The 13,954-nt window shown below is 27.6% G+C and carries 13 protein-coding genes; 3 read left to right on the plus strand and 10 right to left on the minus strand.

Features of this window, described 5'->3' with window-relative positions:
- Positions 1-2: 2 nt before the first annotated feature.
- The 6 genes from DS884_RS14105 to DS884_RS14130 are packed head-to-tail and all read right to left on the minus strand — an operon-like array spanning position 3 to position 5,576.
- Positions 3-1,151, minus strand: a complete 1,149-nt coding sequence (locus DS884_RS14105; RefSeq protein ID WP_093871256.1) for a flavohemoglobin expression-modulating QEGLA motif protein — start codon at positions 1,149-1,151, stop codon at positions 3-5.
- A 41-nt stretch (positions 1,152-1,192) separates the two neighbouring features.
- Positions 1,193-2,020 carry an N-formylglutamate amidohydrolase gene (locus DS884_RS14110; protein ID WP_093871257.1) on the minus strand — a complete coding sequence of 276 codons (828 nt, stop codon included), beginning with the start codon at positions 2,018-2,020 and terminating at the stop codon, positions 1,193-1,195.
- Positions 2,020-2,343 (minus strand): hypothetical protein, encoded by a 324-nt coding sequence (locus DS884_RS14115; protein ID WP_147239414.1) that lies wholly within the window; start codon positions 2,341-2,343, stop codon positions 2,020-2,022. Before DS884_RS14115 ends, DS884_RS14110 begins: the two co-directional genes overlap by 1 nt.
- Before the next feature lie 8 nt (positions 2,344-2,351).
- Positions 2,352-3,194: a sulfurtransferase gene (locus DS884_RS14120; RefSeq protein WP_113787198.1), complete on the minus strand. Its 843-nt coding sequence runs from the start codon at positions 3,192-3,194 to the stop codon at positions 2,352-2,354.
- Positions 3,184-4,215: a glutathione synthase gene (gshB, locus tag DS884_RS14125; RefSeq protein WP_093871260.1), complete on the minus strand. Its 1,032-nt coding sequence runs from the start codon at positions 4,213-4,215 to the stop codon at positions 3,184-3,186. Before gshB ends, DS884_RS14120 begins: the two co-directional genes overlap by 11 nt.
- A gap of 35 nt (positions 4,216-4,250) precedes the next feature.
- A complete protein-coding gene (locus tag DS884_RS14130) occupies positions 4,251-5,576 on the minus strand; it encodes a dicarboxylate/amino acid:cation symporter (protein WP_093871261.1) in 1,326 nt (441 codons plus the stop codon).
- Between the two features lie 132 nt (positions 5,577-5,708).
- On the opposite strand from DS884_RS14130, the gene DS884_RS14135 reads away from it, so the two are divergent.
- A complete protein-coding gene (locus tag DS884_RS14135; protein ID WP_093871262.1) occupies positions 5,709-6,362 on the plus strand; it encodes a DUF937 domain-containing protein in 654 nt (217 codons plus the stop codon).
- Between the two features lie 83 nt (positions 6,363-6,445).
- Here DS884_RS14135 and DS884_RS14140 read toward each other — a convergent pair whose 3' ends face one another.
- The 3 genes from DS884_RS14140 to DS884_RS14155 form a co-directional block, all read right to left on the minus strand.
- Positions 6,446-7,072: a hypothetical protein gene (locus DS884_RS14140; RefSeq protein WP_113787199.1), complete on the minus strand. Its 627-nt coding sequence runs from the start codon at positions 7,070-7,072 to the stop codon at positions 6,446-6,448.
- Positions 7,073-7,081: 9 nt separating this feature from the next.
- Positions 7,082-7,771 carry a HupE/UreJ family protein gene (locus tag DS884_RS14145; RefSeq protein WP_113787312.1) on the minus strand — a complete coding sequence of 230 codons (690 nt, stop codon included), beginning with the start codon at positions 7,769-7,771 and terminating at the stop codon, positions 7,082-7,084.
- Positions 7,772-8,070: 299 nt separating this feature from the next.
- Positions 8,071-10,458 (minus strand): TonB-dependent receptor domain-containing protein, encoded by a 2,388-nt coding sequence (locus DS884_RS14155; protein ID WP_113787200.1) that lies wholly within the window; start codon positions 10,456-10,458, stop codon positions 8,071-8,073.
- Positions 10,459-10,600: 142 nt separating this feature from the next.
- Between DS884_RS14155 and DS884_RS14160 the strand changes: the two genes are divergently transcribed.
- Positions 10,601-12,295, plus strand: coding sequence for a histidine kinase (locus tag DS884_RS14160; RefSeq protein WP_113787201.1), 1,695 nt, complete (start codon positions 10,601-10,603; stop codon positions 12,293-12,295).
- Complete coding sequence (locus DS884_RS14165; protein ID WP_113787202.1) at positions 12,292-12,990, plus strand: LytR/AlgR family response regulator transcription factor; 699 nt, start codon at positions 12,292-12,294, stop codon at positions 12,988-12,990. Before DS884_RS14160 ends, DS884_RS14165 begins: the two co-directional genes overlap by 4 nt.
- Before the next feature lie 74 nt (positions 12,991-13,064).
- On the opposite strand, the gene fabG is transcribed toward DS884_RS14165, so the two are convergent.
- Positions 13,065-13,811 carry a 3-oxoacyl-[acyl-carrier-protein] reductase gene (fabG, locus tag DS884_RS14170; RefSeq protein WP_113787203.1) on the minus strand — a complete coding sequence of 249 codons (747 nt, stop codon included), beginning with the start codon at positions 13,809-13,811 and terminating at the stop codon, positions 13,065-13,067.
- Positions 13,812-13,954 lie beyond the last annotated feature (143 nt).

The raw sequence follows: 13,954 nt of genomic DNA on the forward strand, positions 1-13,954 counted from the left end.
TATTATTTTAAGTTTTCAAGAATAAAATCTAGAGTTTTATTTGTATTTAAGTTTTCTGCGTAAGCATCTGTTATATGTATAGGAGGCACTGCATATTTGTTTTTTATTAAATATTTAATATCTTCTAAATACTCTAAAGAAACTTTCCCTGTTATTAACAAATTTAGGTCTTTTCCTGACTTATAATAATCGTATATTTTTTTTAATCCAGTTAAATATAAATAATCTTTTGTCAATCCTCCTCCTCGATGCACTCTTGTTGTAATATAAAAAGCTTGTTCTTTTCCCAAATCGTATGTATTATGTAACATTCTAAATGTTCTTGAAAAAGAATACCCTTTAGCTAAACTATCTACAGCTATAACTCTATAAGCTAGTTCTTTTAATCGTTTTATAGTTAAATTACCAGACATGTATTCACTAAATACTGCTAAACCTTCTTGAGTTTCTTCATTATTAGGAAAGCCATGTGAAAATATTTTTAATTTGTGTAATAAACCATTCATAGTTGTAACCATATGTACACCTATTTCATGATTGGTTAGAATTCCCATTTCATTTTTTGAGAATCTATGATTACTATTTAACACTAAAGTTTGAATATTATTTAAAACCATAGCTATTGCTCCCATGGCTGAAGATTCTTTTATATTGAATGAGAAATCATATCGGTTAGCATATTCTTTAAAAATAGATGTAGCTTCTTCTGATGTATACTTTGGTTTAAATATTTTATCTTTTTTGTTTTCTTCTTCAAAATGTAATATAAATTTTGCATTTTCAACATCTTGCTCTGTAGGTGTTCCAAAAGAATGTAAACTATTATAATAAAACCTTTTACCTTTTCCTACAGTTTCAATACATCTTACTATACCTGAATAGAAATAAATAATATCTTCATATAAATCTCTAATCTGCTCATTTTCTATAGATTCTAAAGGCTGTGTGAAAAATTTTTGATGAATTTTAAATTTATCAAAATCTCTTTTTGGATATTTAAAAACTGGGTCAGTTAAATATTTAGATTTAAAAAAACGTTTTTTCTCTTCTTCTATATTTATTGGATTTACATAATTTAAAAGTTCTATTTTCTTAACAAGTTTATCTATTTTCTTATCTATTTTAAAAAGTGCTGTACTTGCTACTTGCATATGATTAATTGTAAGACTCCTTTAAAAGGTTTTGTATTTTATTATTTGTATTTTAGATAAAAAGCTTCTGCATGTTTTTTTAAGCCTACTTCTAAATATTTTTCTACAGCTAAAACTACTTCTGGATACATTATTTGCTCTAACTCGTCACAATAAATTTTAGCTATCTCGGTAGCTAAAACCAATGTGTTTTTGAAATTTTGAGTAATATATTTTAAAAAATATCCATTACCCTGAAATGTATCATTTATTTTAGCTGTTGATTTTATACCATTTGGCAACGGCATTTTCTCTAAAATAGTTCTCCATGATTCTATTTCATCAATAAACTTTTTATTATTAATATTTAAAGTCCCTAAATTCCATGTAGGTACTTCTCTATCCCATCTTTTCCAGTTATATGAATGCATATCATAAACTATACAAGTTCCAAATTTATTTTCAATTTTTGAAATTAAAACACCTACTATTTTATAAAAGTTCATGTGTTTTATTAAACTTTTAACTTTCAATTCTTCTTGTAATGGTTCTTTCCATAATTCTTTTCCCCAAGCATCTGAATAAATAGCTGTTTCTGGAGTTCTATTTAAGTCGTATTCAAACCGTGAGTCTAATCCTGCAATTACAATAGGATGTGATTGAATCATTTGCTTTGTTGCTGGATCTTCTTCATACCAACGTTCATATTCGGTATGCAAACAATTATTCCATAATTCTTTTCTGAATTGATGACCATCATGAACAGCACCACAAACATAAGGAACATATTTATCTATTTTTAGTGTAAAAGAATAATCACTACAAACCGCTTCAAAAACATCTTCAGATTCAATTTTTAAAACTATTTGTTCAATGGTTAACTTTTCCATCAACTTAAAATTTTCTTTAAAAAAGCATATGCCTTCTTTTCTAATATATCAACAGTTCCATCTGCAAAAATTACTTTCTTAATATCTTCAAGTAGTAATTTTTTATCATTCTCAGAGTAACTATTATCTTCTAAATATTCACGTACCTTTAGCAATTTGACTTCTTCATCAGCATCCATTACTATTTCAGTATGAATTTTATTATATAAATCCTCATTAATAGTTGAAATTATATATTCGCTTTCTTCTTTTGTTTCTATATAGTTACAATGGGCTACAAACAATAGCACATAGGTTCTAAACTCTTCTTTAGTCCAACTCATAATCATTATTATTTTTCAATAGGTAACTCTAATCTACTAGCCCATTCCGTCCATGAACCATCATATATAGTATAATTTTTAATTTCTGCTATATCTGCAGCCAAAGCTAATATACAAGCAGTTATTCCTGAACCACAAGTAAAAATTATTGGAAAATCATTATTATTTTTTTTAGCAAAAAGAACTTTAAGTTCATCTTTACTTTTCATTTTACTATTCTTTTGTACCTCTGTATATGGTAAACTATAGGATGTTGGTATATGTCCCCCTCTTAAATCTACTCTAGGTTCAGGTTCATTAGCTTCAAATCTACCTTTCGAACGAGCATCTAAAATAAATTTTTTATTATTTACTGAGGCTTCTATAACTTCTTCAGTATAACTAACTTTATCTGGTTGAAAATTGGCTTGAAAATCTCCAATAAAAAGTTCTCTTTCTTTAGGTTTTTCTGTTATTAAACCAGCTTTTTTCCAAGCTGGTAAACCACCATTTAAAACAGTTATATTGTTAAAACCAAAAGTTTTAAACAGCCACCAAACTCTAGGAGATGAATACATTCCTATATCGTCATAAACCACAATACAACTATTATTATTTATCCCAAGTTTACGAACCTCTTTTTCAAAATTTTCTTCAGAAGGTAAGGTATTAGGGTATTTTGCTTCTTTTTTTAAGAATACATTTTTAAGATCAAAAAAAACAGCATTTACAATCTGTTTTTTTTGATCTATCATCTTATTTTTAGTTGTAACTTTTTTAATTGTTGCGTCTAAAATTATTAAATTTTCAGCGGTAAAATTATTTTGTAACCATTCAACCTCTACTATAGGCTGATTAATTTTAAGCTTCATCTACTCTACGCTTTAAATCTGTCATTCTTCTGAATGATGCATTTTTTTCTAACACTTTACTTTCTAAAAAGTCAATTACTTTTTCTTGAATTTTTACTTTTGACACTTTATTTATGTAGGTAATACCTCCTGGGCTCATTACATTAACCTCTACAAGTTTACCTCCAATTACATCAATACCTACAAAATACAATCCGTCTTTTACCAGTTTTGGGCCTATTTTATTACATAAAACTTTTTCTGCTGCCGTAAGTTTATGTTTTTCTACCCTTCCACCTGCTGTAATATTAGAACGATGATCTTTATCACCAGGAATCCGTTTCATTGAACCTATAGGTTTTCCATTAAGTAATAATATTCTTACATCCCCTTTATCAGCTCCTTCAATATAATCTTGAAGTATTACATAATCAGAAGATCCATCACTTTTGTATATATAAAAATCAAGTAACGAATTAATATTACTCATTGCCGATTTTTCTATTAAAATAACTCCAGAACCACCATAACCATTTAAAGGTTTTAAAATCATTTTATCGCAAGGTGATTCTTCAATCATTTTAATTAAATAATCTTTGTTTTTAGATACATGAGTAACAGGTATTATTTCATTATTTGGATCTTCAAAAACTGCAGTATACAACTTATTATTAGCTTCCCGCATTCCTTCTACAGAATTAATTATAAAGACATCATCTTTAACAGAATCAAGAAAATTTAGCATTAAAGGATCTAAAGGTGGATTTCCTCTCATGAAAATAGCATCAAAGCCAGCTAAGGGAAGCATTTCCTCTCTAAGTGTAACTTTTTTATAAAATGACTTTATACTTGATGGTACTTTTTCTAGTCTATTAATAATTGAACAAAATGCATTTGTAACACTATTACGTATAGTTAAATTTGAGGGTGTACAAATTGCTACTCCATGCCCTCTTTTCACACATTCATGTATTAGTGTTAAAGTTGAGTCTTTCTCAGGATCTATTTCTTCCCAAGAATACATTAAAAAGCATATATTCATTTTGATTAACTTGTAATGTTATATATTAATTATAATTACTTAACTTGTTCATAATGATCATCCCAATTTTTTGGTTTCGGATCACCTAACTTTCCAACAGATTTAGCTACAATCATAGAAACTGTTGCATCACCAGTTACGTTTATTGTTGTACGTAACATATCTAAAGGCCTGTCAACTGCAAAAATCAATGCTAAAGCTACTGGATATAAATCTTTTGGAAATCCTATAGATTCTAATACTATAACTAGCATTACCATACCTGCACCTGGAACTGCAGCACTTCCTATTGAGGCTAATAAAGCTGTTAATACAATAGACATTTGATTTGCAAATCCTAATCCTTCTGGCCACAATACTTGCATAACAAATACAGCTGCAACAGCTTGATATAAACTTGTTCCATCCATATTAATAGTTGCCCCAACTGGTAATACAAAACTAGATACCTCTTTATCTACTCCTATATGTTCTTCAACACGTTCCATAGTAACTGGTAATGTTGCTGCACTTGAACTTGTTGAAAAAGCTAATAATTGAGCAGGACTCAATTGTTTTAAAAACCACAATGGGCTTTTCTTCGTATACACACTAACTAAAACACAGTAGAAAACAATCATTATTAATAATCCAAATACTACTACACCTGCATATTTTAATAATGCTAATAATATATCTGGGTCACCTGAAGTAACTACTACATTTGCTAATAACGCAAAAACAGCAAATGGTGATATTAACATAATTAAATCTACCATTTTAAGAATCGCATCATTTAAACTATCAAAAAAATCTTTTAATGGTTTTGCTTTCTTCTCTCCTATCAATAACATAGATATACCTAAAAAAATAGTAAAAAAGATAACTTGAAGCATTGCTTTATTATTACCCATAGCTTTCATAGCATTATCAGGCACCATATCTACAACAAATTGTAATGGACCACTATTCTTTTGCTTTCCTGCTTCAGTTATTTTTGCAGTAATACTTGAGCTTTTAGCATATGTATTTGTTAATTTATCAACTGTTTCTTGTGAGATACCATCACCAGGCTCAATTACATTAACTAAAACTAAACCTATAGTAATTGCTGCTACAGTTGTACCTATATAAATTATAATTGTTCTAACTCCTATATTTTTAAACTTAGAAATATCTTTTAAATCAGATATACCTTTAATAAGAGATGCTACTATTAATGGAACAGCTATTAATTTTAATAGTTTTACAAAAATAGTTCCGAGAGGCTTTATCCAATCAGACACAAAATTGTTCCATCCTAATTGTAATGCTAAAAATCCGAAAAGAATTCCTAAAAGCATACCTATTAAGATTTGCCAATGTAGCGCTAATTTTTTCATATAAGTTTAAGTTATTTATTCTAGATGCTAAAAGTATAAATAATTATTTAAAAAAAGTGTGACTTTAAATTTGTATCTTGTGTCTCAGTATATAGAAACAATTTTTAACATTTTAAATAAATCAAACAAGAAATGGCAGGTATTTTAGACTTATTAGGCAGTGACTTAGGTAAAACAATTATATCAGGTGTTGCTGGATCTACAGGACAAGACACTAATAAAACTAGTAGTGTTTTAACTATGGCATTACCAGTTTTAATGAAAGCAATGCAACGAAATGCGTCAACTCCTGAAGGAGCTGAAGGTTTAATGGGTGCCATTACGAAAAAACATGATGGAAGTATTTTAGATAATCTTGGTGATTTATTTAATGGTGGTGTTGATAAAAATGTAGTTCAAGATGGTGGTAATATACTAGGTCATATCTTAGGGAATAAACAACAAGGTGTTGAACAAGTTATTGGCCAAAAAGCAGGAATAGATTCTGGATCTGTTGCTAATATTTTAAAAGTAGCTGCCCCTATTTTAATGGGTGTTTTAGGTAAACAATCTCGCCAAAATGGAGTTAGTAACTCTGGTGATTTAGGAGGTTTACTTGGTGGTTTATTAGGAGGAAACTCAACTCAAAAAGAACAAAGCTTCCTAGAAAAAATATTAGATGCTGATGGTGATGGTAGTGTAATTGATGATGTTGCTGGAATGGTATTAGGTGGTGGTAATCAACAAAAATCTTCTGGTGGAGGACTGTTAGGTGGTTTACTAGGTGGTTTATTTGGAAAAAAATAGAAACTAATTTTATATTTACTGAAAAGAGAGCTCAATTGAGCTCTCTTTTTTATGTATTTAACCTTATTCTCTATAAGTTTTTATTAATTGAACAATTCATATTCTCCTTTCAATTTAATAACAACAACAACATCATTGTCAATAAGGTTTTTAAAATACCAACCGTGTTTTCCTTCAAAAGGAGCTGTTAAAGTACCTCCCATATTGTTAGAGTATGCTACTGTATAACTTTCATAAAAAACATCTTTTGGGGGATTATCTTGTTTTACTTCTCCATGAAAATCAGTAAAAACAATTTGATCAGTTGTTGACCATTCATATTTCATACTTCCATATTTTAGCATTTTAACTTTGTACTCTATACCTTTCTTTGCTGGAACTATAACTTTAATAACATCTTCTCTTTTTGGTAATTGCTTTTCAGGAGGAGCATTATTTGCTTCGATAGGTTTTATTATATCAGAACTAGAACCTACATCATCAAGTGTTATCTTATTAAAATTTAAACTTGAAGCAGAAGTAGTATTCATTTCAACTTCTTTTTTGTGTAACTTACTAAAGCCAAATAGTTTTCCTGTTCCTAAAGGGTCAATGCCATACTCAGCTGGTAAAACAGCTACTAAGAGTACTATACTCGCAATAAAGAAAGCTAGAATTAGTGATTTTAATATCTTTTTTTTACTGTTTAAAGATTGATTGTTTGTTGTCATACTTGTATTTTAAGAAGTTAAATATCCTGTTAATTGATACCCTAATAATAAAAATCCAGCTGCCATTAAAAGTACATTAGTAGTTTTAGAAAATTTTAGATAACTATCATATTGTCTCCAAAAAGAAATACACAATAAAACAAAACCTAATGCTAAAAATTGACCTACTTCTACTCCTAGATTAAATCCTAATAAGTTTACAAAAAGGCCATCTTTATCAAACTCAAACTCTTGTAATTTAGAAGCTAATCCAAAACCATGAAATAAACCAAAAATTAATACTGCTTTTTTAGTATTAGGTTGTTTTCCTATAAAGGTTTTAAAACCTCCTAGGTTATCAAATCCCTTATAAATTATTGACAATGCAATAATTGCATCTATCAAAAATATATTGATATTAATGCTAGCTAAAACCCCTATAAGAAGTGTTATACTATGTCCTATAGTAAAAAAAGTAATGTAAGTTATAATTTCTTTTGTTTTGTACAAAAAGAATATCACTCCAATTAAAAAAAGTAAATGGTCATAACCTGTAACCATATGTTTAGCTCCTATATAGAGAAAAGGACCAAATGCTATTCCTTTATTATTTAATAAAAATATCTGTGTTTTATCATCTACACCATGAGCAAAACTTATTAAAGGAATAAAAATTAAAATAATTAATAACAGGGTTGTTCGTTTACTTTTAAAATTCATTTTTATTTTTTTAATGTATGTATCATATGATAACATCTGCTTGTTTTAAGAACTCTCATTTTTTTAAATGGAGTAGATTTAACATCGATTTCTACTACAAATATAAAATTTTCACTGTCATTTTTATAATTACTTCTTCTTATAAAACAACGTTTTTTTATCTTATAAGATAATATACTCATAAACAAATATTTCTAATTTCTGAAATATTTGTAATTTATAGTTATGTTCTTTTAGCATCAAAAAAAGTCCACAAAAATTAATTTTATGGACTCAATAATATAGAAATTAATATTATTTTAATTCCTATTGCTTCTATTAGCACTTCTATTTTTGTCTGAAGGTTTTTGATTAAATTTATAAACAAAACTTAGACTAAATCTCTGAGCATTTCTATTTCTTATTTGATTTATTTTATAATTACTTCCTACAATATTTTCTCTAACCTTACTACTATTAAATGGATTTGAAATATTTAATATAAGATTACCATTATTTTTAAATAAACTTTTACTAACTGCAAAGTTCATATAAGTTATTGGTAATGTAGTAGTTTGTACATTTACTCTTTTTCCAATATGATACATTCTTGTTTGTAGCCTTACCCCTTTTGGTATTTGTATACTTGTTGAAAGATTTACAAACCAAGTTTTATCAGAAATAGTTGCATCTGAAGAATTTATAATTCCTGTTTGTTTATAATTATAAGCATTAAAATCTCCCGAAAAGCGTAACCACTTTAATGGATTATATGACCCAGAAAGCTCAAAACCATAGCGTTTTTCATTTTCTAAATTAATTGGAGATTGAACAAATACACCTTGAGAATCTTCAACAGTTTCATACTGAAAAACATCTTTTGTATCAGAATAATAAAGAGATGGACTCAATCTAAATTTCTTTTTTCTATAGTTAAAAGATAGTTCAAATGAATCTGTATAACTTGGTTGTAACAAAGGATTACCAGTAAAGCGTGCTGTAAAATCTTTTAACTCCAAAAAGGGATTTAATTGCCACAAAGAAGGTCTTCTAATTCTTTTACTATAACTAAGTTGCCCTGATAAGTTATTTTTAAACTCATACCCAATAGTTGCTGAAGGAAATAAATTCGTATAATTATTTTTTAAATTTAATTGTTTAATTTCACTACCTATAGATACTTTTGTTGCTTCTAAACGCAAACCGAATTGAAAATTAAATTTATTAATTTTAGTATTATATTGAGTGTAAGCTGCAATTATCTTCTCTTTATAATTTAATTTATTATTGATCCCATTAATAATTTCAAAACTTCCATTTTTTAATTCTTCAGCTAAAAATTCATTTACAATTTTTCTGTTTTCATACTTTCCTCCAAACTCTAAATGCCCTTTTTTTCCAGTAGTAGTTGTGTAATCAGTTTGAATGGTAATATCATCAGTATTTGTTATACCACTAGTTTGAATTGTTGCTATTGGAGCTTTTATTGGATAGGTTTGTTCAGTTTCCAAATTCCAAATTTTATTACTGTTCCAAAAGTCGTATTGAAAATCTATAGTGAATTTAGTGTTACTCGAATCGAATTCTTTAGTGTAATTGGCTTCTAATTGATTATAATCTCTTTTTTCTTTTGAATTTCCAAGGGTGGAAATTGAGTTTTTAATATTCATAGATGTTGAAATATCATAATCTAATGATGTTGTATCAGTATCTTCAGTTTCATTCCTGTAATAAGCTAGAGTTATCGTGTTCTGTGCATTTAAATAATAATCGGTTCCAAAATAAAATAACTTCCCATCATCATGTCTATTTTCATCTTCATTTTGAGTTAAATATGTTGTAACTCCATTTTTTATTGTTTCCTGCTTTTTTGAATAATCTCCTTCATAATTTGTATAACGAATTCCTAAGTTTGTAAAAAAATTAAACTTTTTAGTTTTGAAATTCACATTTCCTAAAGCTCTATAATCATCTGGAATTCCTGCTACCAACCGTACCTGACCATTTAAACCTGATTTTCTATTTTTCTTTAGAATTATATTAATAATACCAGCTCCACCTGAAGCATCATACTTTGCTGAAGGATTTGTTATTACCTCTATATTTTCTATAACATCTGCAGATAACTGCTCTAATGCTTGCGCCTGAGTTAAACCTGATCTTCTTCCATTAATTAAAATTTGAACATTTGAATTTCCTCGTAAACTTATAGTACCATTAGGGCTTACATTAACGGAAGGCACATTATTAAGAACATCTGTTGCAACTCCTCCTTGTGTAGTAATGTCTTTACCTACCCTAAATACTTTTTTACCCAATTTTAAAGAAACTTCAGACGCTTCTCCTTTTACAATAACCTCTTCTAATGTCTTAGAGTCTTCTTTCAGTGCAATGCTACCTAGATCAATGCTTTTTTTATTATCAAAAATTTTTATTGATTTTTCTATAGAAATGAAACCTATATATTGAATTTCTAAAAAATACTCACCTTTATTTAATTTAGTAAAAACAAAATTTCCTCTTTCTTCAGTTACAGTTCCTTCAATAATTTCTTTTTTAATATTTTTTAATACAACTGTAGCATAGGGTAAAGGTTCATTTATACTGTCTGTTATTATACCTGATATTTGTCCTATGCCGGTATTTTTTTGAGCATAAATTGAAAAACTAATAAACAAAAAACTTAAAGACGTAATAAGTAACTTCATAACTTGAATATTTTAATTTTCTTCAAAATTCAATACTTTACCTACTTCTTTTTTATATTCTTATGTAAACTGCTCTATTGTTTTGTCAACTACTCTAAAAACACCTTTATTTACTATATTTTTACAGTAAGAAATATGTCAGATGAAAAAAGCACTTTACATAATTATCTTTCTTCTTTTTAGCTCATGCTATCATACAAAAAATGATAGTAGATATATTATGACAGATGTCTCAGAAACTTTATTTAAAATTGGAGACAATAGTTTATGGGCTAAAAAAAATTATGATGACAGCGAATGGAGTACACAAAAGATAATTCCAAAAAAGGACAAAATATTTTGGGCTAGAAAAGAAATTAATATCACAAAATCTCCAGATTCTCTTCAGGTAATTGGTTTAGGTATTCATTCTTTTGGTGCCTACGAAGTTTATTGGGATGGAATTTTTATTGGTAGAAATGGGGTGCCTGGAAGTGAACTTAAAGGAGAAAAAATAGGGACAACCAATGAAAGTTTTATTATACCCAATAGCTTACTTAATAAAGGTAATCATTCTATAGCCCTAAGAATGTCTCAACTTTATGAAAAAAAAGATACACGAAATGTTTATACGTATATATTAGAATATGATTACCTAATAACATATAAATTAAAAGATACTATTTATATAAACATTTTAGCAGGAGCATTTTTACTCACTTGTATTTACTATCTTTTTTTATTCATTAATGATAAAAAACAATATACAATGTTGCTATTCAGTTTATCTAGCCTTTTGTTTTTTCTCCTAATTATTATGGAATATATTAAGTTTTACATACCTATCCATTATTCAAATTTCATACTTCGTTTAAAAGTAATTGGTGTCTTAACCTTATTAATTTCTTTTTTGGTTCCTTATTATTTTTCTATTCAGTTTCCTTTCAAACATTTTAAAAAATTTATAGTAGTGTATGCTATTTTCTTATTGTTAATCTATAGGTTTTATTCTCATTCATTTGATTTAACAGCTCTTTTTCTATCACAGATGATGTGGCTATCTTCAACTATGATAATTTCTTATGCTATCTATAAAAAGCAAAAAAGTGCTATTATTATTTTAATAGGCTTGATATTAAGTTTTATCATTTATAAAATTTCAATTTATGATGTTAGTTTATTTGTTAGTTTTAGTATCATTTCTTTATGTATGTTTTATTTATTATCTGTAAAACTAAAAGATCAAAGAGTTGCCTTTGAGTATTCAATAGCTGAGTCTACACGATTGAAATATGAATTACTAAAAAAGAATATTCAACCTCACTTTTTAATGAATACATTAACATCTTTAATAGATTGGGTAGAAGAATCTCCTGAAAAAGGTGTGGAATTTATTGAAGCACTAGCAGAGGAATTTGATGTATTAAATCAAGTTGAAAATGAAAAATTAATTCCAATATCTCAAGAAATAAAACTATGTAAAAGTCATTTAAATGTTATGAAATATAGAAAAGAAGTGAATTATCTTTGGGAAGATGAAGGCGTAATAAATGATAAAATTCAAACCATTCCTCCTGCTGTTATTCATACACTTCTTGAAAATGGAATTACACACTGTTCTCCTTTAAATAATAATACTATGAAATTTAAATTAAGTGTAAAGTCAACTAATGAAAATTTAATATACACATTTATAACCTATGGTAAAATAAGAAATACTGTAAAAAGTAAAGCTGGAGGTACTGGTTTTAAATACATTAAAGCAAGATTAACTGAAAGCTATGGTCAATCATGGGAATTTACCTCTAACTCTATAAATAATGGTTGGAAAAATGTAATTAAAATAAACAACATATGAGAATTTTAATTATTGAAGATGAATCAAGAATTGCAAAAAGAATTGAACGTATGACCAAAGAATTCTTTTTAAATACTTTAGAAAATATAACTTGTTTGTACTCATTACCTGAAGGACTAGACCATATCAAAAAAAACAAACTTGATTTAGTTTTACTTGATTTGAATTTAAACGGTGAAAGTGGATTTAACATCTTAAAAAATAGTGTATCAGAAGATTTTCATACCATTATTATTTCTGCTAATAAACATGAAGCTTTAACTGCTTTTGAATACGGAGTATTAGATTTTATACCAAAACCGTTCAATAAATCTAGGTTAGATCAAGCTTTTAATAGAATAATAAAAAAAGAAGAGGTTACTACTGAAAATTTGCAGTTTTTAGCAATAAAAAAAAGAAATGGGATTCAGTTAATTAATATTAATGAAGTAATCTACATAAAGGGAGCTGGTGTATACACTGAAGTTTACCTAACTAATGGAGAAAAAGAGCTACATGATAAATCTTTAGAAAAACTTTCTCAACTATTACCTCAAACCTTTTACCGCATTCATAAATCTTATTTGGTTAAAATTATAGAGATTAAGGAAATAATAATTCAGTCAGGTAGTAAATACTCTATTGAGTTAAAAAACAATGATATCCTACCTGTTGGTAGAACAAGGTATAAAACATTAAAGGAATCATTATTATAAAAAAACCTATTTCAAAACTGAAATAGGTTTTTTTATAAAATTTTATTACAAATTGATAATTTGGAAATTTTATACTATGTAAGCATTCCTCCATCAACTGATAATGTTTGCCCTGTAATATAGCCACTCATATCTGATGCTAAAAACACACAAGCATTTGCAATATCTTTAGGACTTCCTCCTCTTTTTAAAGGAATTTCATTACGCCAACCTTCAACTACTTTCTCGTCTAACTTAGCAGTCATTTCAGTTTCAATAAAACCAGGAGCAACTACATTACTTCTTATATTTCTAGAACCTAACTCTAATGCTACAGATTTAGAAAAACCTAAAATACCAGCTTTAGAAGCAGCATAATTTGCCTGCCCTGCATTTCCTTTTAAACCTACAACAGAACTCATATTAATAATTGAGCCTGCACGTTGTTTCATCATTGGACGAATAACTGCTTTTGTTAAATTAAAAACAGATTTTAAGTTAACTTGTATAACCTTATCAAAATCATCTTCAGAAATACGCATTAATAAATTATCTTTAGTAATACCAGCATTATTTACCAAAATATCTATTGTTCCAAATTCCTTTAAAACATCTTTAGCTAATTCTTGAGCTGCATCAAATTCAGCTGCATTAGATTGGTATCCTATAGCTTTTACACCTAAATCTGTTAATTCTTTTTCTAATGCTTTAGCAGCATCTACAGATGAACTGTATGTGAAAGCAACATTAGCTCCTTGTGCTGCAAATTCTATGGCAATACCTCTACCAATACCTCTGGTTGCTCCAGTTATAATTGCGGTTTTATTTTCTAAAAGTTTCATTTATTAGTTGTTTTAACTATAGCAAATATACTATAATACTCTTTAATCTATAATTTTCAAGTTTAAAAATATTACTGTGAAATTTCACTTTTAGTAATAAAAAAAACCATAGATTTTGTATACAAAATCTATGGTTTTTAATA

This window comes from Tenacibaculum sp. E3R01 (assembly GCF_003318185.1).
Lineage (GTDB): Bacteria > Bacteroidota > Bacteroidia > Flavobacteriales > Flavobacteriaceae > Polaribacter > Polaribacter halocynthiae.

Bases quoted from the DNA above. Each gene is read 5' to 3' on its own strand.
- DS884_RS14165 (WP_113787202.1), top strand. From the start codon at position 12,292: ATGAGAATTTTAATTATTGAAGATGAATCAAGAATTGCAAAAAGAATT.
- DS884_RS14140 (WP_113787199.1), bottom strand. From the start codon at position 7,072: ATGACAACAAACAATCAATCTTTAAACAGTAAAAAAAAGATATTAAAA.
- DS884_RS14115 (WP_147239414.1), bottom strand. From the start codon at position 2,343: ATGAGTTGGACTAAAGAAGAGTTTAGAACCTATGTGCTATTGTTTGTA.
- DS884_RS14135 (WP_093871262.1), top strand. From the start codon at position 5,709: ATGGCAGGTATTTTAGACTTATTAGGCAGTGACTTAGGTAAAACAATT.
- DS884_RS14110 (WP_093871257.1), bottom strand. From the start codon at position 2,020: ATGGAAAAGTTAACCATTGAACAAATAGTTTTAAAAATTGAATCTGAA.
- DS884_RS14120 (WP_113787198.1), bottom strand. From the start codon at position 3,194: ATGAAGCTTAAAATTAATCAGCCTATAGTAGAGGTTGAATGGTTACAA.
- DS884_RS14130 (WP_093871261.1), bottom strand. From the start codon at position 5,576: ATGAAAAAATTAGCGCTACATTGGCAAATCTTAATAGGTATGCTTTTA.
- DS884_RS14160 (WP_113787201.1), top strand. From the start codon at position 10,601: ATGAAAAAAGCACTTTACATAATTATCTTTCTTCTTTTTAGCTCATGC.
- DS884_RS14105 (WP_093871256.1), bottom strand. From the start codon at position 1,151: ATGCAAGTAGCAAGTACAGCACTTTTTAAAATAGATAAGAAAATAGAT.
- fabG (WP_113787203.1), bottom strand. From the start codon at position 13,811: ATGAAACTTTTAGAAAATAAAACCGCAATTATAACTGGAGCAACCAGA.
- DS884_RS14145 (WP_113787312.1), bottom strand. From the start codon at position 7,771: ATGAATTTTAAAAGTAAACGAACAACCCTGTTATTAATTATTTTAATT.
- DS884_RS14155 (WP_113787200.1), bottom strand. From the start codon at position 10,458: ATGAAGTTACTTATTACGTCTTTAAGTTTTTTGTTTATTAGTTTTTCA.
- gshB (WP_093871260.1), bottom strand. From the start codon at position 4,215: ATGAATATATGCTTTTTAATGTATTCTTGGGAAGAAATAGATCCTGAG.